Source organism: Arcicella rosea, from assembly GCF_040543805.1.
Taxonomy (GTDB): Bacteria; Bacteroidota; Bacteroidia; order Cytophagales; family Spirosomataceae; genus Arcicella; species Arcicella rosea.
Genome location: NZ_JBEUMS010000019.1, coordinates 51989 through 72937 on the forward strand (window position 1 = coordinate 51989; position 20949 = coordinate 72937).

General features: G+C 33.4%; 18 protein-coding genes. 4 read left to right on the plus strand and 14 right to left on the minus strand.

Annotated elements, in window-relative coordinates:
* Positions 1 to 12: 12 nt before the first annotated feature.
* From ABID42_RS20965 to ABID42_RS20980, 4 genes are all read right to left on the minus strand, one after another.
* The gene (locus ABID42_RS20965) at positions 13 to 2202 is read right to left on the minus strand and encodes a peptidase domain-containing ABC transporter (RefSeq protein WP_367285332.1); all 2190 of its coding nucleotides are present in this window, start codon (positions 2200 to 2202) and stop codon (positions 13 to 15) included.
* 54 nt (positions 2203 to 2256) lie between these two features.
* Positions 2257 to 3771 (minus strand): TlpA family protein disulfide reductase, encoded by a 1515-nt coding sequence (locus ABID42_RS20970; protein ID WP_367285333.1) that lies wholly within the window; start codon positions 3769 to 3771, stop codon positions 2257 to 2259.
* 105 nt (positions 3772 to 3876) lie between these two features.
* Positions 3877 to 4077: a hypothetical protein gene (locus ABID42_RS20975; protein ID WP_367285334.1), complete on the minus strand. Its 201-nt coding sequence runs from the start codon at positions 4075 to 4077 to the stop codon at positions 3877 to 3879.
* A gap of 45 nt (positions 4078 to 4122) precedes the next feature.
* On the minus strand, positions 4123 to 5751 hold the full coding sequence (locus tag ABID42_RS20980) for a vitamin K epoxide reductase family protein (protein ID WP_367285335.1): 1629 nt from the start codon (positions 5749 to 5751) through the stop codon (positions 4123 to 4125).
* Positions 5752 to 5938: 187 nt separating this feature from the next.
* Here ABID42_RS20980 and ABID42_RS20985 point away from each other — a divergent pair, with 187 nt between their 5' ends.
* Positions 5939 to 6151 carry a helix-turn-helix domain-containing protein gene (locus tag ABID42_RS20985; RefSeq protein ID WP_367285336.1) on the plus strand — a complete coding sequence of 71 codons (213 nt, stop codon included), beginning with the start codon at positions 5939 to 5941 and terminating at the stop codon, positions 6149 to 6151.
* A gap of 453 nt (positions 6152 to 6604) precedes the next feature.
* Here the strand turns inward: ABID42_RS20985 and ABID42_RS20990 are convergent, their stop codons facing one another.
* From ABID42_RS20990 to ABID42_RS21020, 7 genes are all read right to left on the minus strand, one after another.
* Positions 6605 to 7621, minus strand: a complete 1017-nt coding sequence (locus tag ABID42_RS20990; RefSeq protein ID WP_367285337.1) for a PDDEXK nuclease domain-containing protein — start codon at positions 7619 to 7621, stop codon at positions 6605 to 6607.
* 83 nt (positions 7622 to 7704) lie between these two features.
* Positions 7705 to 9081, minus strand: a complete 1377-nt coding sequence (locus tag ABID42_RS20995) for a replication initiation protein (protein ID WP_367285338.1) — start codon at positions 9079 to 9081, stop codon at positions 7705 to 7707.
* A 576-nt stretch (positions 9082 to 9657) separates the two neighbouring features.
* On the minus strand, positions 9658 to 10566 hold the full coding sequence (locus tag ABID42_RS21000) for a ParB N-terminal domain-containing protein (RefSeq protein ID WP_367285339.1): 909 nt from the start codon (positions 10564 to 10566) through the stop codon (positions 9658 to 9660).
* 19 nt (positions 10567 to 10585) lie between these two features.
* Positions 10586 to 11533, minus strand: coding sequence for a ParA family protein (locus ABID42_RS21005; RefSeq protein WP_367285340.1), 948 nt, complete (start codon positions 11531 to 11533; stop codon positions 10586 to 10588).
* A gap of 103 nt (positions 11534 to 11636) precedes the next feature.
* Positions 11637 to 12074, minus strand: coding sequence for a hypothetical protein (locus ABID42_RS21010; RefSeq protein WP_367285341.1), 438 nt, complete (start codon positions 12072 to 12074; stop codon positions 11637 to 11639).
* The gene (locus tag ABID42_RS21015; RefSeq protein ID WP_367285342.1) at positions 12052 to 12783 is read right to left on the minus strand and encodes a P-loop NTPase family protein; all 732 of its coding nucleotides are present in this window, start codon (positions 12781 to 12783) and stop codon (positions 12052 to 12054) included. The genes ABID42_RS21010 and ABID42_RS21015 overlap by 23 nt, the downstream gene beginning before the upstream one ends.
* A gap of 30 nt (positions 12784 to 12813) precedes the next feature.
* The gene (locus ABID42_RS21020; protein ID WP_367285343.1) at positions 12814 to 13185 is read right to left on the minus strand and encodes a hypothetical protein; all 372 of its coding nucleotides are present in this window, start codon (positions 13183 to 13185) and stop codon (positions 12814 to 12816) included.
* A 349-nt stretch (positions 13186 to 13534) separates the two neighbouring features.
* On the opposite strand from ABID42_RS21020, the gene ABID42_RS21025 reads away from it, so the two are divergent.
* The 3 genes from ABID42_RS21025 to ABID42_RS21035 are packed head-to-tail and all read left to right on the plus strand — an operon-like array spanning position 13535 to position 17375.
* Positions 13535 to 13897: a plasmid mobilization protein gene (locus ABID42_RS21025; protein WP_367285344.1), complete on the plus strand. Its 363-nt coding sequence runs from the start codon at positions 13535 to 13537 to the stop codon at positions 13895 to 13897.
* A complete protein-coding gene (locus tag ABID42_RS21030) occupies positions 13878 to 14909 on the plus strand; it encodes a relaxase/mobilization nuclease domain-containing protein (RefSeq protein ID WP_367285345.1) in 1032 nt (343 codons plus the stop codon). Before ABID42_RS21025 ends, ABID42_RS21030 begins: the two co-directional genes overlap by 20 nt.
* A 57-nt stretch (positions 14910 to 14966) precedes the next feature.
* On the plus strand, positions 14967 to 17375 hold the full coding sequence (locus tag ABID42_RS21035) for a type IV secretory system conjugative DNA transfer family protein (protein WP_367285346.1): 2409 nt from the start codon (positions 14967 to 14969) through the stop codon (positions 17373 to 17375).
* Here the strand turns inward: ABID42_RS21035 and ABID42_RS21040 are convergent.
* The 3 genes from ABID42_RS21040 to ABID42_RS21050 form a co-directional block, all read right to left on the minus strand.
* Positions 17372 to 18397, minus strand: a complete 1026-nt coding sequence (locus tag ABID42_RS21040) for a DUF418 domain-containing protein (protein ID WP_367285347.1) — start codon at positions 18395 to 18397, stop codon at positions 17372 to 17374. The two genes, ABID42_RS21035 and ABID42_RS21040, sit on opposite strands and share 4 nt — an antisense overlap.
* 67 nt (positions 18398 to 18464) lie before the next feature.
* Positions 18465 to 19625, minus strand: a complete 1161-nt coding sequence (locus ABID42_RS21045; protein WP_367285348.1) for a DUF3945 domain-containing protein — start codon at positions 19623 to 19625, stop codon at positions 18465 to 18467.
* Between the two features lie 24 nt (positions 19626 to 19649).
* Entirely contained in the window at positions 19650 to 20945 is a 1296-nt protein-coding gene (locus tag ABID42_RS21050) for a TraJ family protein (protein ID WP_367285349.1), read from the minus strand.
* Positions 20946 to 20949: the final 4 nt, after the last annotated feature.

Consider the following 20949-nt stretch of genomic DNA (forward strand, 5'->3'; position numbering starts at 1 on the left):
CCTGTGCTACTGTTAATTTCCTAGTTCCAATTGATTTTTTACTAAGTTGAAATACTCCCCTCGTTTTATGGTCAAACTCTCGTGTGTACCAATTTCTGTTATTTCGCCATTGTGAAGCACTACAATTTGGTCTGCATTTTTAACAGTACTCAAACGGTGTGCAACAACGATAACTGTTCTTCCATGAAAGAACTCATTAAGATTTTCTAAAATCTTCTTTTCATTATTGGCATCAAGTGCATTGGTAGCCTCATCAAAAAACAAATATTCTGGATCTTTATAGACAGCTCTAGCAATGAGTAAGCGTTGTTTTTGTCCCTGACTTATTCCATTTCCTTCCGAACCTATTTTTGTATTAAAGCCCAAAGGTAAACTTTCGATAAAGGGTAAAATATTAGCCACTTCGCAAGCATGGTATAGTTTTTCAAGGTTGGGTTGTTCGTCACCCAAAGCGATATTACGAGCAACAGAGTCGGAAAAAATAAAGCCTTCTTGCATAACAACCCCACATTTACTTCGCCAATCTCTAGCTCTAAAACTATCGAATGGTGCATTGCCGATTTTTATTTCTCCTTTTATGTCATAGAATTTTAATAATAATTTCAGTAGGGTCGTTTTACCACTGCCACTCATACCAACAATAGCCGTTATCTTTCCTTGGGGAATTTCTAAATTAATATTTTTTAAAACAGGTTCATTCCCTGCTCCTGGGTAAGTAAAGCTGATATTCTTTAGGCTAATACTTGCTCCTTTTTCTCCCACATTTTTATACGCTAACGTTTCTTTTTTCTCTTCTTCTTCCAATTCATGGATTTCATTCAATCGTTCTAAGCTAATTTTAGCACTTTGGGCAGCTTGTACAAATTGGATTAATGATTCTATCGGTGAATTCAGTTGCCCGATAATATATTGGATTGCTAGCATTGTCCCTAAAGTTAGTTGACCATCAACCACGGCTTTGGCTGAGAAAAAAGTGATTAATATATTTTTTCCTTCATTTAAGAAAAACGCTCCTGCTTGTTGGTATTGGTTTAGAGCCAATCCTTCTGTTTGAAATTGAAACATTCTGGTTTGAATACGCTCCCATTCCCAGCGTTTTAGGTGTTCGGCATTGGCTAATTTTATTTCTTGCATTCCTTGAATCAATTGCACCAATGAGCCTTGATTTTTGGCAGCCACATCAAACATTTTGAAATCTAATTTGCGTCTTTCTTTCAAAAAAAGTACGACCCAACAGGCGTACAGAACCGACCCAATCATAAAGATTGAAAAGATAGGTAAACTATACAAAGCTAACACACAACCAAAAATAACCAGGTTGACCATTGAAAAAAGCGTATTGAGTGTTTGCCCTGTCATAAACTGCTCAATACGGCTATGGTCGCCAATACGTTGCATGATGTCGCCAAACATTTTTGTATCAAAAAATGACATGGGCAACTTCATCAGTTTTATCAGAAAATCGGAAAGAATTGAAAGATTAATACGAATACTAATATGCAGTAATATCCATGAACGAATAAACTCTACGACGGTTCTACTGGCAAAAAGCATCAATTGTGCCGCCAGCATGACATAGATAAAGTTTAGATTACGTGTTTGAATACCAACATCTACGATAGACTGTGTTAGGAAGGGAAAAACCAATTGCAAGCCACTGCCTACTAACAAACCAATGGCTAATTGTACCAATAGTTTTTTATATGACCAAAGGTACTTGAGAAGATAACTAAAATCTAAGCTTTGTTTTTTGTCGTCTTCTTGTTCATAGAAAGCAGGGGTTGGTTCTAATAACAACGCTACTCCAATAGGCAGACCATCTTCTTGCGTAGTAGCCCAATACTCGCAAAAATCATCTTTAGATATTTTGCGTAAACCTTTGCCTGGGTCAGCCAACAAAACAGCATTCTTTTGTACTTCTACCAAAACCACAAAGTGATTTTGTTGCCAGTGGATAATACAAGGAAAAGGAGCATCTTTGATTAATTTATCAATAGTAACTTTTACAGCAACAGTTCTAAAACTCACGCTTTCAGCCGCCTCTGCAATACCCAATAACGAAACACCCTCTCTGCTAAAGCCCGAAGCATCTCTAAGCCTTTGGATATTAAGACTAAGCCCATAATGTTTAGCTATCATGCGTAAACAAGTAGGTCCGCAGTCCATTTGGTCGAGTTGTTGGTAGAAGGGGAAGTTGGGCATAGATATAAATTAAGTGTATTTTTAGAAATAAAATTTTTGTTCCTGTTAAAGGATTTACTTCAACAACTTCTCAAACGTAGCCACCAATTCCTTACTCTCAGCACTTGGGGCATTGGCGAAGGCTAAAACTCCTTTTTTATCGAAAATCATATACCTTGGTATTGCACTTACATTTTGCTTTTTCAGAAAATTTGAAGTCTCTGTATTGATGACCAAATAGCTTTCGGCATAGCTACTTAAACCCTCGGCATTCATCGCTTTTTGCCAAGGCTCAATGGTACTATCCATAGATAAATAAACAAAAACAACTTCCTTATTTTTATCTTTCATTTTGATAGAAGCAGGTAAAGCCTTGCGACAAGGAGCACACCAACTTGCCCAAAAATCCACGTAAATCAATTTTCCAGCGTGGCGTTTTTTTAAGTCATCAAAACTTAATTGTTTTTTATCTGATGACATCAAGACCAAAGAATTACTCTCACTTTTTTTATCATTAAACTTTAAAACGTACTTATTTCTAATGTAGTTGACATAAGTTGTGTCAGTAACATCTTTTTCAAAAAGAGAGAAATATGCTAAAAATTCTTTATTGGGGAAAGATTTGGCGATACGATTCACTTCACGAGCAAGTAAATAATTTTTATCATCCTCGTTTAAAAATGAAATCCCTTTTATCATTTGATATGCTTCTTTATAATCTTTATTTACGCCATCTTTAAAGTCTCTTTGTGTTGTTTTACTCAACCAAAAAGTATCAAAACCACTTTCTAAAAAGGACTTGTAATTAGGGTTCCTTTTGATTTCTTGAGTGATTGAAGTTATATTTTTCTCAAAATCATTTACTTGCATTCTATTATCGACAATTGCCAGTGTTTGACTTATAAAGAAGTTTCTATTTTTGTAATATTCAAAGACCTCTTTTGAGAGTAAATTTTTTGAGAATAAGGAATCTAAGAAAGGGATTTCATTATTTAGTAATGCTAAAGATAACTTCATATTTATCTTTTTAATTTTTACCACTTCCTCCCTAAGTTCTTTCCCTAAATCTTTATGGGGAAGTTTTGAAATGTTAAGAGAAAATAATGGTTCATAGTACCTATCAATAGGTGAAATAATTTCACTGTGAAACCTTTTTTTTAAAAGACTATCATACTGTGCATCATATTTTAGCACAGTTCGATTTAATATCTTTAGTGATGGACGACGATCACCTCTATATTCAAAAATTGCTATATCTCCTTTTTTAAGCAAATAATCATTTTTAGTAATTGTATTGAATCTATGGGTAACAACAATATAATCTGAAATAGGCTTAAGCCTTATAGTATCTATCTTTTTTTCCGTACTTATAGGAATATAAACTGACATCTTAGAATCATAATATGAAACTCTGGGAGAATCATCAGTAATCGTTTGTCCACTACCAAAAACAAAGGGAGTATCATTTTGAGGATATCCTTTAAAAATCACCAAGATTTCATCGTTATTTTTAATATGACTGCAATCTGATAGAGTGCTACTTATTATAATAAGTAAAATTATCTTTGAAACAATAAAATTGTACCTCATTTTTTATTTGATTAAGATTTGTTCGATAATCAAATAAGCAGCTAGGGGTTCATTTACCACTAACTGCCTATAAGCGTAATTGTTAAAAGTCAGAACAAGAATTTTCTATGTCCAAGATGCAGAAAAGCAATTATCACAACACCAATGTGTACCCCATTGACCTGCCAAAGTTTCTGCTTCTGACCTTGAATAGCCTCCAACAGCTCTCCCGCTTACTGTTTGAACCTTACAAGTTCCACCACCATTAACCATCATCATCTCACTTTTTGAAATAACATTTCCTGAAAATCTTTCTAAATTTCTCATGTTTAATTTTTGTTAAGAGTTAAATATATATCTGATTTGCAAATCCTATGGTTGGGGAGTTATTACTTCTGGCACGCTTGAAAGCAAATGTACCAAATCTGGTAACTCATAAATAGATGGTTTCTCAAAACCATTGACGAAAAAAGTAGGTGTGGCGGTAATATTAGCAAAACTGCACCAATCACAATGTGCTTTCGCCATTTCAATAAAATATTGTGGCTCAACCTCAGTTATTGGATACTTATTTTTCCATGATTCAATATTATTTATGCCTTCTTTATACCAATCTGTTAAGGCACTTTCTATTTCATTGGAAGAAGCTTGTAATGCCAGCAAGTATTGGGCTATATCCAATCGTTTTCCTTCGGTATCTACACAAGTAAGAAAAATTATCTCAGCTTTGATATGAGAATTATCCCTCAATATTTCTTCTAAATCGTTGTGTGCTTTAGCACAGGGTTTACAAAATGGATTACTTACCATTAATATTGTATTATTAGCGATTGGATTCCCTAATTGAATGGTTTGAATTCCTCTAGTATCTGGTGCATTAACCTCTTTCTGATTACCAAGTAAAGCTTGAAACAACGAAGGATTATTTTTAAATCTCTGTAAATCTTTTTGTGTTTTATTAAGTTTTTTTGCTCGAATGATTAATGGCTTTATAAAAAGCCATATTGCTGTTGGAATGCTAAATGCTTGTATAGTAACCATAATTTCATTGATTCCAAGTACCTCATTAAACGATATTGGATAATTTATGATAAACTCTATCCAAAGTAAGGCTTGAACCATGAGGCATAAAATACACCAAGATTTAGCTACTTTTGCTTGATAATATACTGACCAAAGCGTGTAAGGCAAAGCAAGGATATTCAGTATTTCCAATAAAACCCAATGATTAACTGGAAGCATCAAAATGGCTAAAAAACTTCCAGAAAAATATAAAAGCCCTACTTCTGACCAACTTAGCCAACCAAATAATTTTGAAGCAGAGGAATTTAGGATGTTGTTGCAATTCCCTGTTTTGCCTATTTGACAAAAATTATTTACCAAGGCATTACCAAATCCCCACTGCACTGTAAAAAGTAAAACGCATATTATAAAGCCGAAAAGTTGATTTGCAATAAATAGATATTCTCGCCAATCAGTAAATGCTTTTTGCAGAATACTTAAAAATACAATACTTGAAAAAAGTAAAATAAAAGTAGGTATTCTTAGTGAAACCAATTGTTCTTGTTTACGCTTATGCTGATAGTCCTTTTCACCAGATTGTTCTGTCGCTTCTGCGACAAGCACAATGCCAGACCACAAACGGTAAAAATCGTGGTAAGCTATTTGATATTGTTTAAAAACACCATCAGTAAAATTTACATTCTCTTTGTCAAGCGATGTTACAAGTACAAATTCTCCGTCATTACTATAAAGATGGGCGACAAAAGGTGCTTCTAACTCTTTAAACTGTTCTGGTTGAAGCTTCAATGCCGCATTTTGAATATTCCAAACATCCAAAGTGTCGCTAAGGCTTAATAGACTTGGATAATCTGGATGTATTTGTAATTGCTCTCTAACAGATGTATTAGTAACTGTTACTTGTAAATGCTCTATTAATAAATTTATCACTTCAACTGGTCGTTGATTCGTCGTATTGAAAAGTTGGTTCAGAGCTATCATATTCTTTATTTTTGATAAACAAATTTGCTGAACATCTTCCTACTCTCCAATCTGAATTCAGATAGTTTCCATCTGCTTTTAGATATTTTAAAAAAACATGGGTTTTACTTGTAAAATTCATTCAGCCGTGATATTTTTATTTTAAATTAATAATTCTTCATTCACTTATACTTTTACAATTAAAATCATGTCAAACCTAGGAAAAACTATCAGAAATCTACGTCTGAAAAATCGCCTTTCTCAAGCAGCTTTAGCTGATTTAATTAACATTCCTTCACAAAGTAAAATATCAGCATGGGAAAGTGACCAAAGCCTTCCTGACGTATTTGAAGCTCAAAGGCTAAGTCAAGTATTCGGAGTAAGTTTAGATGAGTTGTTGAAAAATTCAATTAAGCAATGAAATAAACCTTGCTTTGCGTGTTTTATTGGAGAGTTTTTACTACTACATATTAGTGATGGTTCTCTTTACAATGAAGACTATCACTAATAGAATAGCAAATCAAAAACTAATACAGATTATTCTTAAAATTATCGGACTGCTTAAAAATATACTGATATTGCTTGTCTTTTTCTATTTGGGTGATAAACGTATTGTATTCATCAAGATGTAAATTATTTTTCCTTTCAAGTCCAATATTATATCATCTCGGTTATTATTATATAAAGTTTTATCTTATGAATCAACAAGGTCATTTACATGTGTTTGCCAATGTTATGAGCTTGTATTATAGCTAAAAAATATTATAAAAAGCTTTATTAAGCCCATAAATTTAGGCTCAAGAGTCTGTATTTGAATAAATTTATGTTATGTAACATTTTAATTTCAGTTTTATCTAATCAATCAATAAATCAACTAATTATTGTCATTTTCTTTCAATTGTTCTTCTATTTCTTCAATAGTTGGCAAACTACTTTTTAGATTATCTGGTAAATCAGGTGTAACAATATACTCACTTACTCCTATGGGTTTTGACATATCCCTAAGTGAAAATTCGACTTCTAGATTGTTTTTTTCTTTACAAAGCAATAAGCCGATAGTTGGGTTATCATCAGGCATCTTCACCAGACTATCCACAGCTGAGAGGTAGAAATTTAACTTTCCAGCATATTCTGGCTTAAACTTGGTGTTTTTCAGTTCAATAACCACGTAGCATCTAAGACGTGTATGATAAAACAGTAGATCAAGGTAATAATCATTATCGGCAATGGTCAAATGATATTGTTGTCCCATAAAAGCAAATCCTTTTCCTAATTCCAACAAGAACTTACTTACGTGTTTAATTAATTGATTTTCAATGTCTTTTTCTCTATACTGTGTGTCAAGCGTCAGGAAATCAAAGAGATATGGATCTTTGAGTGTTTGTTGTGCCAAGTCAGATTGTGGATGAGGCAATGTCGTTACAAAATTGCTAATGGCTTTATTTTGGCGTAAATGTAACTGATTCTTAATTTGCCAATCAAGCGTTTCACGTCCCCATCCATTTTCAAGACACTGTTGTGCATACCAAAGCCGAGTATCAGTATCTTTTATTTTCTGTATAAGCAATATATTATGCCCCCATGGCAATTTTGCCACAGCTTGTGGCAAAATTGCCATATCAGGATATTCGTTAAAAAAAGTGAGCATTCTACTCAAATTTCGCTCAGAGTAACCTTTTTGTTCTGAAAATTCATTTTTTAGATCTGCGGCCAATCTAGGAATCACTTTAGCAGACCATCCTTCATTAGCTTGCTTTTTGGCTATCATTTTTCCAATTTGCCAATAAAGTATAATCCCTTCGGAATTTACGGCTAAAGTCGCTCGTACTTGAGCTTGATGAATGGTTGACTTTATTTGATTTAAAAGCGTTTGATATTCTTGTAATTCCATACTAATCAGATATTAAAATTGATTGAGGTGTTGATATTTTTTATTATAATAGAAAAAAAAGAATTTATTGAAAATTTAAACCTCTACCCTATCCACCCTAAAGTTCTAAGTTCTTGTTTCAGGCTATTCTCTTGTCTCACAAATGGCTCATCAAGCTCTTTAAATATGGTTGGATACAATTCTCTTACTTTTGTATTTAATACTGCGACAAATGAAGCCCTAGCTAAATTAGCTTCAAGACTAAGTTGCTTGTTATATTCAGCCCCAAAGGTTAATCCTTCTATGATTTTTTCTTGAATATCAGGATTTTTGATGAAAAATTCTGATACTAATCTATTCTGATTTTCATAGTAATCAATTCTCAAACTTTCTAGTTCTTTTTCTTTTCTCTTAATTATTACTTTTATGTTTTCTTGTTGCTTCGTATCAGTTTTTGGACTTTTAGTTTCTTGCTTTTGAGGAATAAAAAGAACATCCTGAAGCATTAATTTTTGTAAATAACCCATTGGATTTTTAATAACCCTCCCCTCCTTTTGATACTTCTTGAGGGTTTCTATTCTTTCTATAACATATTTAGGTGGATATTTTTCTAACCACTCATTCACAGTTTTAATATTAACCCCTTGAAAATGTTCTATCAAACTATGTATTTCTTTTGATGTTATCTCTTCTTGTTCTTGTTGATTAGCTACTGGCACTATTTCTTCTACATTTTCAGGAAGTTTTCGTTCATCTACAACGGTTTTGTTAGAAAAAATAAAAAAGACAATAGAATGGACAGCTTTCCCCCTTTTATCTTCTTCAAATGTAAACTTAATGTCTGTGTAACTCTCTAAATCTTCTTGTGCTTTTAGAATAACCCTTTGTTTGAAATTGGCATACAACGGGTACTTGTCAGCCACAGCCAATGTATCTTTTAATTCCGTAAGCGTAAATGTTCGTTTTCCAATACGTTCATATTGTTTTAATAATTCGTAAATACGTACAGAGAAAGAGCTTTGTAACTGTAAAATATTGCGCACATCATACATCAAGAATTGCGTTTGCAATTGCAAAAGAAAAGGTTTCATCTTGGGATGAAACGAAATATCTATATAACTCCCCTGACTTTTACTTGTAAAGCTATCTAAACCCACAGCAATGTGCGTCAAAAACTCTTTCTCCCCTTCATCTGTATCCCTTACGATTTTAATTTCCTTTTTCATCAACTTAACTGCGCCACCTTTCAATAAATTATAGGCCTGTTTATCAGTCGTTAAGTTAAAATCTTCTATTACATCTTTTAAATAAATTCTATATTCTTTAAAATCCTCATCATTAGGTAAGATAAGGGTTAGCATTTTAGTGAAAACACGCATTTCCCAAATATCAAATCGATATTTGCCTTCTACAAGATTGTTAGATTTTCTTATCAATTTAACTGATTGTGATCCATCTTTACCGTTATCCTTTTTTTTCATGCGCAATATTAAATTATATCCTGTAAATATACCTAAATCTGTTATAGTTAGCCCTAATTCTGTTATAGAAAACCCTAATTCTGTTATAGTTAATCCCTAAAAAAGTTATAGAAAACCCTAATTCTGTTATAATAAACCCTAATTCTGTTATAATAAAAGCTATAACCAATTGATTTTAAAGTAGTTACAAAGCCTGAAAATACATAAAAAACATAAAATAAAAAGTAAAATACTCAAAACAGCAGTTTGCTATTATTTTCTAATTTTGTATACTTTTTTAATGATTATTTAATAAAATATACATATTTGTAATATTAACTTATTATCTTTTTAAACTATCAAAGATCAATAGCCCTAAATTTGGTATAATTGTTAATAAAGGCTAAACCATTAATTTCTCCCCTATTTTTGTTATAGATAAATAGCTCGCCAACCCTAAATTTGTTATAATATAACCTTCAATATGTATTTCTGATAGCAATTTCTTCCCTAAATTTGTTATAATAAGTCCTTTTTTAAACAAATTGACAACTAAAAATATGGGAATGATATAAGAATAAGTCATCCCTAAATTTGTTATAGTAACTTTTTAAGCGCCTCTGAAGCTTGTATTAATTCATCACAAAGCGTTGGATTGGGATTAATTGATAATTTCTCTACTATTCCTTGAATTTTTTTCTTAATTATTGTCAGTTCATCAATATTATCTGAGTTGTTTGGTGAATCTTCTGCACTATGTTCGTCCAAAAGGTTAGATACTTCTTCTAATGATGCAATAGATTTTTGATTTACATTTTCAAGTTTAGCAAGTTGTTGTATTGAAGATTTCTTTGCTTTTACTTTTCCTGATAAAATATCTTTTTTAAGACTAGGTGCTAGTAGGTCGATACCTTCTGCAAATTCAGCATCTCTTTTTATAGTTTTTTCACTAACATTATATTGTTTGGCAAGTTTAAGTGAAGTAGCTTCTTTTTTGGCTTCTGGAGCATAAGGGACATTTTGACCTTTATGCTCTTCACGAGAATATTTACCCTTTTCGAGCTTCTCTGTATTATATCGAATACCTCTTAAATAAGAAGCCTGTTCAGGAATTAGATTTCTCCTGCCTAATTGATTATCAATCATATATTCCTTTGCGTCTTTTAATGATTCAAAAGAAACAAGGTGGATTTTAAAATTGATTTGATGTTTTTGGCAAATTCCATAACGGTTGTGTCCATCTACCAAAACATAGACAGTTGAGTTATCTGAAGTAGTATTATCAATAATGTTTTTGGTAGTTTCCCAAACCATCAAAGCTTCTCTACAACCTTCAGCTAAAATATTTTTTTCTAATTGTGAATATTCTTCTTCTTGGAGCGGTGGAATAAGGTCACGAAGTTCGTCAACGATATAAATCTGTTGTTTGATTGCTTCATGATTTAAAAGACTTTGATCTTTAATGATTGTGGCCGTTCCGAGATTGCCCATATATTTTTTTGCCATGATATTATTCTAAGAAGTTTTATGTGTTTGAGCAAAATTCTTTTGCCAAATTCATATAATCTACTGCCCCGTTTGAGTTTTGATCGTAATCAAAGATGTTGATTTGTGAAATCTGCGATTCCTTTACTGATACATTATTTCTAATCTCTGTTTTGTATATTTTGAAGTTACTTAGCGTTTTATACACATACTCAATCATGTCTTTGTGTACTTTTAAACGCTTATCTACCATTGTTAATACAATTCCTTCCACTACAAGCTCAGGATTAATTCGTTCTCGTACTTGAGAAATTCGTTCAAACAAATTGTTAATTCCTTTCATCGCAGAAACCTCTGGCTGTAAAGTAACCAGACAGCCATTTGAAGCAACCAAAGCAGAGTTTGTAAAGATATTTAAGGCTGGTGGGCAGTCAATTAAAATATAATCGTATTTATCTCTAAGTGGATTCAATTTGTTTTTAAGTTGATTGACCCCTCCTACTGCTTGAACAAGTTCTAAATCAGCAAAAGCTAATTCTAAATCACTTGGAGACAAATCGTAATTTTCTGCAATTTGAACTACAGGCAGGTCTTCATTTTTTAGTAAAGCATTAACTACCTGTTTTTCAGGATTATCTATACCCAAAGCCTGAGATAAATTTCCTTGAGAGTCCATATCAACTAATAAAACTTTAAATCCTAGTTTATTTAAAGCTCTACCAAGATTAATGGTTGTAGTTGTTTTACCTACTCCTCCTTTGTGGTTAACGATAGAAATAATTCTAGCTTTATTATGCTGAACCTCATTATATCCATACTTAATTAAAATAGGATAAAGTGCATTGAGATGTTTGGTATTGAGAATTCTATCGCCGTTGAGCGCTTTTGAAAGCGTACTTGCAGGCAGTCCAGCTTCTTTTTCAAGAATTGAAACTGAAAGAGCTGGATTTTTTCTTAGAAATAAGATTGTTTTATCGTGAGAGAGCATATTTCTGATTTTATTTGTCTTAAAATTAAGATAAATAAAATTATTTGTCAAGTATTTTTGACAAATAATCGTAACGGTTTTAATTTTTTCTTTCTACCTTCAGTTATTTAATGACAATCCCCTTCTCAACTTTCTTATAATCCTCTTTCCGAATAAAATAACTTCCTGACTGTTCATCAAACTGAATGACTTTAGCAATATGCTTGTAATGTGCATATTGTTTTTCATTAGATTTTAGTATTACCAAACCCATCCAAAACACAGATAAAAAAATAGAAATGCCTAAGACTATGCTACCATATTTACCAATGCCAAGGATTAAAGCCGTTTTAGGATGATCACAATAAATAGGAGATACTTGTTGTTTCATCAAAGTTTCAATCTGTTTTGATTGATGCTGAAAGCTATCTACAGACTTTTCAAGACGATTTGCCATATTATCAATTGCCATTAAAATAGGAATGATAGAAGGATCTAAATCCTCAGCAGCGATGTCGTATTTATGGGCAAGTTGATGCCTAGTTTCTTTCAAATTCACCATGATGTTCAGCAATAATTAGTTTTACCTGTTCTAATACTTTCCTAAAAGTTATTTTACCCATCAGATTGAGAGCATCTTCCCCTTTACCTTCGGTTAAAATTTTAATCACATCTTTGCCCGATTCAGCATTTCCTAAATTGCCAAAACCTTTGAACATAACCTCAGTACCTATAAAATTTTGCTTAACTAAAGTTATTGTCTCAGCATCTGAAAAAGTACCTTCGTTAATAAGCACTATCATTTGGAAGTGTGTTTCAATGAGTAATTTTAACTTTTCATAATATGAATAACAAGCTACAAAAGCATCTCTACCAGCCATAATGATATAAAATCTAAGGTCTATCTCCATTTGAGAAAGTTCCTCTTTAAGAATATAGGCAGGAATATCAAACTCTAATAATTTTTTAAATTCTTCAGATTCAGCCGCACCAAAATCAATAAAAATAGTCGGAGATTGTACTTTAGACAAAGACTCAAAAAGTGCAATAATTTTCTCTCGTTCTAACCTTTTATAATCGTTCAAAATATCAACATGACGGATTCTATTTTTTCCAACAACCGACTCAAGCCGATTAGCAGTTGTTTTGGTCGATTCATCCAAGTCAATAAATGAAGTTTTTTTATCTTTTTCAGCTTGTGCCACAAACCAAGTAAAAAGTGATTTGCCAACGCCTCCTTTGGCTTGTAGGATTAGATTAATTTGTTTCATGATAAAGATGTAATAAAGGTTTTTGTTTTATTAAAAATCGTTTCCAAAATCAAATTCATTTGTTTTTTGGTTGGCTAGCTTCATTTGAGCAAATAACTTTTCTGCCGTTATAGATTCTTGATTTTGTTCAATATTTGATTGAATACCCTTACTATTATTTTTGAGAATCAATGTTGGGTCTAATATTTTCTTCGTACTCTTTTCAGTATTGTAATACCTGAATTTAATTTGGTAGAGAACCTCTTCAGAGATTACGAAATTATATGTTTCCAAAAGGAATTTTGCGATGGCATCCATAGGCATATTTTCATCAAATAACGGTTTGATAAATGGGAGTAATGATTTTCTCCACTTACGTTTTCCTGCTAATTTTCGTTGTTTTATTTCATCAATCGTGAGCATAAAAATTAGGTTTTGTTTGATTATTTCTCTTATAAATTTGAAGTAGGATGGTTTAAAAAAGCTTAAAAAAGCACTATTGTCAAATTAATGTAAGATTAATGAAAGACTATTGTCAGATTAGTGTAAGAATGCCTGTTATTGTAATATTTATACAATAATAGTGTAAAAATGATATAAAATTAAGGAATTTAGATAAAATAATTAGTTTTGTGTATATTAAAATATTTTTTCGCTACTTTTGTAGTGAAGCAAGATGGAGATTATGTATACATAAACTACCGTGCAAGCACTTTTTGAGGAAGGAATCATTTTACAGAAAATACACATCAACCTAAAATATCACAAACCTATGGAAGCAAAGAAGCCAAAACAATCAGGACGACCTAGATTAGAAGATGCCTTGGAATGTGTTATTCCAGCGAGGTTCACCCAGACAGAATTTGAAGAGATTAAACAAAAATCAAAAGGCTTAAAAATGTCAAGGTCAGCTTATATTCGTTCCATGACGCTCAAAGGGAAGGTTCAAAATTTGTTTACGGAAGAAGAACAAAAAGCCAAAAAACAATTGATAGGAATTGCCAATAATCTTAATCAACTCTTGAAGCTTTGTCATATTCATGGCATAGAGAAAATGATAAAACAAGTAAATCTACAGCTAGGAAATATTGATAAAATCTTAGATAAGTACAATCATGGTGGGAGTAGTGAGTGAAAAGGGAAAATCATTTGAAGGTCTAATTAATTACTTGTTTGAAGGAAGACTAAAAGATAGAGGAAGTGCTAATAAACGCCCTGAAATCGTGAGTCATGCAGAAAATGTGAGAATTCCTTTTGGAATAGAAGATAAAGTAGGTCGAAACAGGCTTATCTCAGATTTAATCAATCAAGCTAAACTACATCGCAATTATGGTGATTATAGCACGAAGTATGTTGGAGAGCATATTTTATCTTTTACGGAAAAAGACGTTAAAAAATTAGGGAAAGACCAGATAAAAGAACTTTGCGAACAGTATGTAAAAGATGCTGGTTTAGATAAAACTCAATATGTAGCCATCTCACATGCTGATACAGAGCATTATCATATTCATGTTATCTTTAATAGGTGCCAGAATGATAATACGCTGTATCCGGATTGGAAAGAAAAAGCAAAAACAGCAGAGAGAGCTATAGCGCTTGCTTTAAAATATGATTTAGGTTTAACAGATAAGCAAGAGCACATGGCAGATAGTAAAGGGGTTTTGGAAATAAGGGCAAATCACGGAGATATTATAGATTTAGCCAAAAATCCAGTTCTCAATAGTATCAGAAATATAAAGCATTTAGAAAAAATCTGTGAAGCTCAATACATTCCATTTTCACTAAAGAGAGACAAATTGAATGTCGGAAATAAGACCTTCAAGAAGCGAGATTTAGAGGCTGTGTTCTTTAGGAACCGTCAAATGAGCAAAGAAGAAAGAGACAATAAAAAAGCTAGTGAGTATTCATCTCAAAAAAGAAAAATTAAACAAAAACCAGCCTATACCCTCAAAAAAGAAAAGATTAAAAGAAAATCAGAAGAGCAGCAAAAGCAAGAAAAGAGTAATATTAACCTGAGCATTCTAGATGAACCATTACAAAGTATTCCTCAACCCTTAGAAGAAAATCTGGAGTTTAATTATAAAAAGGCATATAGTAAAAGTGATAAAGAAGAAAAAATGTACTATAAAAGAAGAAAAAGGCGTTAGTATTTTGAAAAATAAGTATTTAGCTCTATAGTTCCCTTAATAATTTGAATACTTCCTATGAATGAACAAACCAAAAATGCAGAGTTTATCAAAGTGATTGGCATTACACTTATTCCTGTACACCTCTTTTTCTTTTACTATCCATTGATGCGTAAAAGCTTACACATTTCATGGCTAGATCCTATTTATTTGTCATTAAATGGAAGGCTTTCCATGGTAAATTCGTCGATACTGATGAACACTTTAGCTGTTTTTATGCTATTAGTATATGCCATTACAACGCCAATTGGAAAAGATAAAGAGCTTAAAAAATCACAAATAGTCAGGAATACTAGCTTTGGTTGTTTACTTATTCTAATGAGTGCTTTCTTGTTTTATGTATTGCCTTATAACCAGTGGGGATTTTACGTATACATAATAGGGTTGGGGATAGGATATTATTGCTACATGAGTAATATTGCTTTACTATTACAACTGGTTCAGCTCAATCAATCAGAGGAATTTAATGTTGAAAAGGAGACATTTCCTCAGATGCTAGAAAAAGTAGAGACAGCGCATAGTATTAATATCCCATATCATTTTTACTACAAGCAAAAATGGCATAAGGGCTGGCTTAATTTTGTTAATCCCTTTCGAGCCATCTTAGTAGCAGGTTCTCCTGGTTCAGGAAAATCTTTTGGAACAATCAATTTAGCCATCCATCAATTAATTCACAAGGGCTATTGTTTGTACGTTTATGATTTTAAAATACCAACCTTAGCACTAGAGGTGTTCAATGGACTTTGGCATTACAAAGAACTACTCAAACAAGAATACGGGAGCATAGCCCATTGGGAGAAAAAGACAGGAAAGTTTTTTCCCAAGTATTATCAAATAGACCTTAAAAACCCTCTTAAATCCAACAGAATCAATCCCATAGGGTCAAACTTAATCCTAGAGGTGGTTGATGCTGCAGAAAGTGCCAAATTTATCATGCAAGGCTTAAGAGGAACAGAAGGTGGGGGAGATGGGAGTAGTAAATTCTTCGACCAATCAGCAGAAAACTTATTAACGGCTTGTATATACTTTTTAAAAAGAAAGTCTAATCAATATGGAAAGGAATTTTGTAGCCTTCCCCATGTAGTAGAACTGCTACAAAAGCCCTATGAAATACTCTTTCCACTTTTAATGTCCGATCCTTATGTCAGAAACCTCGCTTCGACTTTTAACAATGCTTTTGAAAAAGGCGTTTTTGAGCAGCTACAAGGGCAAGTAGATTCCTTAGTGATACCGATGGGACAATTAAGTGATCCCGGCATCTACTGGGCCTTTACAGGAGCAGATTTTGATATTAATATTTCTAATCCTAAAAATCCCTCCATTTTAGTGATTGGAAACGACCCAGATAGAGAAGATACCTATGGAATATTACTTTCATTACTCAATGGAAAGCTCACTAAAACCATCAACAAAAAGAATCAATTACCTTTAGCGGTTATTTTAGATGAATTACCCACCTTACCTTTTAATTCGGTGAGTAATCTAATAGCCACCGCACGTTCTAATAAAGTAGCCTGTATTTTAGGGATACAAGATACTTCACAGTTTGTATTAAGATACGGGCAAGAAAAAGCCAATATGATTATTAATATGGTGGGTTCTATTTTGACAGGACAAATTCGAGGAGAATTAGCCAAGACTATTTCTGAATGTATCGGGAAAATCAATCAAGAACAGGTTTCAGAAAGTATTTCGGCTCAGGGAATTTCTTATAGTGTATCGACCCAGCTTAATGAGGCGGTAACCATTTCTACGATTGCCAATTTATCGCAAGGAGAGATGGTTGGAACCATTTCAGATGATTTTGTCGCACCACTTAAATACAAACGCTTTCACGGGAAAATAGATGCCTTAGCACACGAAGCATCACCCACGACAACAATGCCCATCAAAGAAATCCCAGATTTGAATCCTGCTTTTCGTTTAATGAAAGGCGAAACAGAAAGCGATAGAGAAATGCGAGTAAAAATTATGGTGAGAGAAAACTATGAAGCAATCAAAAAGGATTTAGTCCTCTTACAATATTTAGAGCTGATACGCTTTCAGTTTCAAAAGGAAGAAAGTCAAGATATTAATTTAGAAGTACTGGCAGAAGGAATGCTGAATTATATCATGAAAGTGAATAAATACCTCACCAAGGAAGGCTTAAGTCCTCAAGGAGAAGTATTTATGGATAAATTAGAAATCATGAATACCATCTTTCAGAACAATATTGCTAGTAAAATAGCCTTGTCAGAAACTGAAAGTCAGGATAGTTTAGTGGATGGAAAGATTGTGGCAGCTCCCAAGAAATTGTATGAAGAATATACCTCTGAAGAAGCCAAAACCTTACAAGCACATTACCGAGAGTTTTTTCAAGTGTATAGCAGTGCTTCTGTTCAAAAACCGATGAATGATTATGAAAGTTATGATGGCGATGATTTTTAAGATTGACTCCACTTTCTCCAAAGCATTTCAAGGACACCCATGTTATTAACCACCAAGAATTTGCTAAAGAAGAGTATCACTAATTGAATGATACAATAGGAGAAGAAGAACTCATTAAAATACCCTTCTATATTGCTGTCAGACCAAAGCCAAATGCTTGTAATGATCATATTTTGAAGTAAATAAATGGTAAGACTTCTTCTACCAAAGGGGATGAAGAAAAGAACCAAAGAATAGTACTTTTTAATGAGTAGATAGAAGCCAATGACAAAAGATGTAGATAAAGAAAGGATATAAGTAAAGAAGAATATTTTAACCAGAGCACTTCCATTTTCAAGGATAAAAAAGATAGTGGCTAACGCTATAAACATCATTGATAAAGAAAACCACAAGAGCGTAAACCTTTTTCTAAGAATGAATCCTTCTAAATGAAAGAAGGAGATAAAAAAGCCTATTGAAGCCATTAATAGCATTTCTAAGTGATAACAGACAGCGAAATATAAAGAATGAAGGTTTAGGTTAATACAGTATTTAAGATTAGCGATAAAGATGTTTGAATCATGGAAATAGTCTTTTGGGTTTCCCGCTTCATTCATATCAAATGGAATATAATAGAGCGCCAAGAAGGTCAGGAAGCAAATGAATAGGAGGGAAGAAACAGGATATTTTGCTAAAATAGGATGAGCATAAAATAGTATTAAACCAATGATGGCATATTCTTTTAAAATATCTCCGTAGAAGAAAAGATTATTAAAAATTCCCAACAAAAAAAGCAAAAACATTCTTTTAGCAAAAGCAGATGGCTTGTCTTTAGAAAGCTTAATCAATAGACCAAAACCATAGCCAAAGATGGCACTTAAACAGAACCATCCCTTATCGTTAATGAATAAAAGAATGGAAGAAAGAATAAGATTAGGCTGTATTACATTAAAAACGGCAAAGGTGTTATACAAGCCAATCCACAAAATAAAATAGCCACGAAGCGCATCAATGACGCTGTTGCGATTGTTCTTAGGATTCATGTATGATAGGTTTTAAGGGTAACTCAGTACTCATGTAGAGAGTACTGAGGAATAAGTATATTGTGTGTTACTTCTTCAAAGACTTAGGAGTACTGATTTCATTTTTAGGTACTTCAAGTACTTCTTTCACAACCTCTTTTTTATCAAGGGGAATGGAAGGTGTTTTTTTTAAGAGACCTGTATAGGCAGCATCCTCCAAAAGTGGAATTTTTAAGGCTTTTTCATTGGTTTTTGTCTCAGCTGTTGGTATGACAGCTTGAGCTTCCCCTTTCTTAAAATGGAAAACGATTCCTTTTTCAGCATCTAAAGTAATGTTAGCATCAAATAGCTTACCTGTCTTATTGCTGGTAAGTCCTGTGAGGGAAACGGACTCCCCTACACGTAATTGATTTCTTTGCTCCTCAGAGAGTTCTAAACCCAACAATTTTTTAGGAATATCTTGGATGGGCTTGAGCTCCAAATGGCCATCTTTTAAAGAAACAGCAGCACTAAATAGGTTACCTGTTTTGGCCGAGCGTAAATCGTACAGTAACACAGTCTCTCCATGTTTAATTTGTTCTTGTTGCTCTTTGTCCAATTTTACACCCAGTATTTCTTTAGGAATGGATAAATCAACTTTTTTAAAGCTCAAACCTCTATTAAGTGCATCTACACTAACAACAGCGTCCCAATTTTCACCACCATCTTTGGCGGTAAGTCCTTTTAAAAGAATGGGATTTCCTTGTTTGAGATTTTCCTTTTGTTGCTGGGTTAATGTTACACCAAGAATAGTATCTGCAACTGATAATTTAGAAGCACTCATGGTTGCCAAGGTATTTGTCTCTTTATCTAACGAAACATATTTGGGTGTTGCTATACCTTTTTCATCCACATAAATGACTCTATTAGCATTGCCAAATTGCTGTAATTTATCAATATCTTCCTGACTTAAAAACTGCTTTAAGGCAGAAGGAATTTGTAAGGTTTGTTGTTTTTCAATAAAATGCAAAGTTGGTTTCTGCTCAGGATAGGTTAATACATACTTTCCTTGGCGACTTTCACCTTCAGGATTCATTTCAAGGAGAGGCGTTCTTTTCCCATCAATCAGGTTTTTCGCCATTTTACTTAAATCCCCAATTTCCTTGTAATCATTGTGCACGACGATGAGTACATTCTTTAAGATTTTCGCTAATTCTTCTGAAAGGGCTGCAATGTTTTGCAGATGTTCTTTTTCATTAAATTGTGCCATGAGATGAATGTTTAAAAGATTAAATTATACCTGATTGGCAGGCTTTGAGGAATTACTTTGTGTATTGGCTCCCGATTGAGGAAGTCCGTAAATTTTACTAGCATTACTATTACCCCCGCCACCATCAGTACTATTGCCACTAGTCCTTGCCATTTCTGCTGCTTTAATAGTCCGAGCCGCTTCAGCGATAGGTTTACTAATGGTCTGTGCCGTTTTAAGGGCAAGAAAACTGGTGGCTGCCACAAATGTTGAGCCTGAGATAGGAGAGTTGGTCATTCCCCCCGAAGCGCCACTGACAATTAAAGTCACCAAAGAGGGTGTTTTGAGCACAGCAAAACAGCCAATGATAGTAACACCAATGGACAGAAATACAGGAGTCCAATCAATGTATTGAATGGTGTTATAAGCCTCTAGTGTACTATTAGCCGTCGCTAAAGACCCACCAATGATGGTTCCTCCAAGAATATGCGTGTTTTCTGCAAACTTAAGCAGTACATCATAAGCATTTTGGTCAGAAATGTTTTTAAGGCGGTAGGCGATGGCTAAACACATATTGGCCACAGGAAACCAAAGTAATTTCCCGACATAGTTGGCATAAAAATTCTTCCAATTATCAGAAAAAGCATGAAAGACAGAAAGACCAATAGCGATAGGACCAAAGGCAATTAAAATGGCAAGATTGATATTTTGCATGGTCAGTACTGCTAGATAACTAATTTGCAAAGCCACATTAATTAAGGCATTGATAATGCCTACAATCATTCCTATCCACCATGAAACAGCAGTAAATAGCTTGACATTGTAATAAATATTAGAAACCGTTTGCTTAACACTACCTAGACCGTCACTAACAGCATTTTTTATATCATCCAGAAAGCCCTCATCTTGTTCTACAGGACTGTTTGTGCCATTGCTAGGTGTATTGTTGATATTATCCGCCTCTTCTGTTTGATTATCTTTAATTGTCTTCTCTAAGTCAATTTTATACTGCTCTTCTAATGCTTGATTTTGCTCCATGTAGGAAATTGCCCAGCCTTGAGTAGAAGCGCCGACGGGAGAGATAAGAAAATCACAAAGACTAAGGGTCGTATTATAGAAAATGAGTAACATTGCCAGCATAAATGGACGAACAAATGCTTCTAAGTGCGTTGCTAATCCATCGACTTCTCCACTGGCCATGATTCTCCACATTTTAATGCAAATCCAAAAGAGTGAACCGACTCCTGCGATGGTTCTACCCACGGCAATAAAAGGAGAAAATGCCGATTTTATATCGGAAGTAATCACATTGATTTCTGAAACAAGGGCTGAAATATCCATCGGT

Bases quoted from the DNA above. Each gene is read 5' to 3' on its own strand.
- ABID42_RS20995 (WP_367285338.1), bottom strand. From the start codon at position 9,081: ATGAAAAAAAAGGATAACGGTAAAGATGGATCACAATCAGTTAAATTG.
- ABID42_RS21030 (WP_367285345.1), top strand. From the start codon at position 13,878: ATGGTGGGAGTAGTGAGTGAAAAGGGAAAATCATTTGAAGGTCTAATT.
- ABID42_RS20965 (WP_367285332.1), bottom strand. From the start codon at position 2,202: ATGCCCAACTTCCCCTTCTACCAACAACTCGACCAAATGGACTGCGGA.
- ABID42_RS20980 (WP_367285335.1), bottom strand. From the start codon at position 5,751: ATGATAGCTCTGAACCAACTTTTCAATACGACGAATCAACGACCAGTT.
- ABID42_RS21000 (WP_367285339.1), bottom strand. From the start codon at position 10,566: ATGGCAAAAAAATATATGGGCAATCTCGGAACGGCCACAATCATTAAA.
- ABID42_RS20975 (WP_367285334.1), bottom strand. From the start codon at position 4,077: ATGAGAAATTTAGAAAGATTTTCAGGAAATGTTATTTCAAAAAGTGAG.
- ABID42_RS21045 (WP_367285348.1), bottom strand. From the start codon at position 19,625: ATGGCACAATTTAATGAAAAAGAACATCTGCAAAACATTGCAGCCCTT.
- ABID42_RS20985 (WP_367285336.1), top strand. From the start codon at position 5,939: ATGTCAAACCTAGGAAAAACTATCAGAAATCTACGTCTGAAAAATCGC.
- ABID42_RS21010 (WP_367285341.1), bottom strand. From the start codon at position 12,074: ATGGTGAATTTGAAAGAAACTAGGCATCAACTTGCCCATAAATACGAC.
- ABID42_RS21040 (WP_367285347.1), bottom strand. From the start codon at position 18,397: ATGAATCCTAAGAACAATCGCAACAGCGTCATTGATGCGCTTCGTGGC.
- ABID42_RS21050 (WP_367285349.1), bottom strand. From the start codon at position 20,945: ATGGATATTTCAGCCCTTGTTTCAGAAATCAATGTGATTACTTCCGAT.
- ABID42_RS21005 (WP_367285340.1), bottom strand. From the start codon at position 11,533: ATGCTCTCTCACGATAAAACAATCTTATTTCTAAGAAAAAATCCAGCT.
- ABID42_RS20990 (WP_367285337.1), bottom strand. From the start codon at position 7,621: ATGGAATTACAAGAATATCAAACGCTTTTAAATCAAATAAAGTCAACC.
- ABID42_RS21035 (WP_367285346.1), top strand. From the start codon at position 14,967: ATGAATGAACAAACCAAAAATGCAGAGTTTATCAAAGTGATTGGCATT.
- ABID42_RS21015 (WP_367285342.1), bottom strand. From the start codon at position 12,783: ATGAAACAAATTAATCTAATCCTACAAGCCAAAGGAGGCGTTGGCAAA.
- ABID42_RS20970 (WP_367285333.1), bottom strand. From the start codon at position 3,771: ATGAGGTACAATTTTATTGTTTCAAAGATAATTTTACTTATTATAATA.
- ABID42_RS21020 (WP_367285343.1), bottom strand. From the start codon at position 13,185: ATGCTCACGATTGATGAAATAAAACAACGAAAATTAGCAGGAAAACGT.
- ABID42_RS21025 (WP_367285344.1), top strand. From the start codon at position 13,535: ATGGAAGCAAAGAAGCCAAAACAATCAGGACGACCTAGATTAGAAGAT.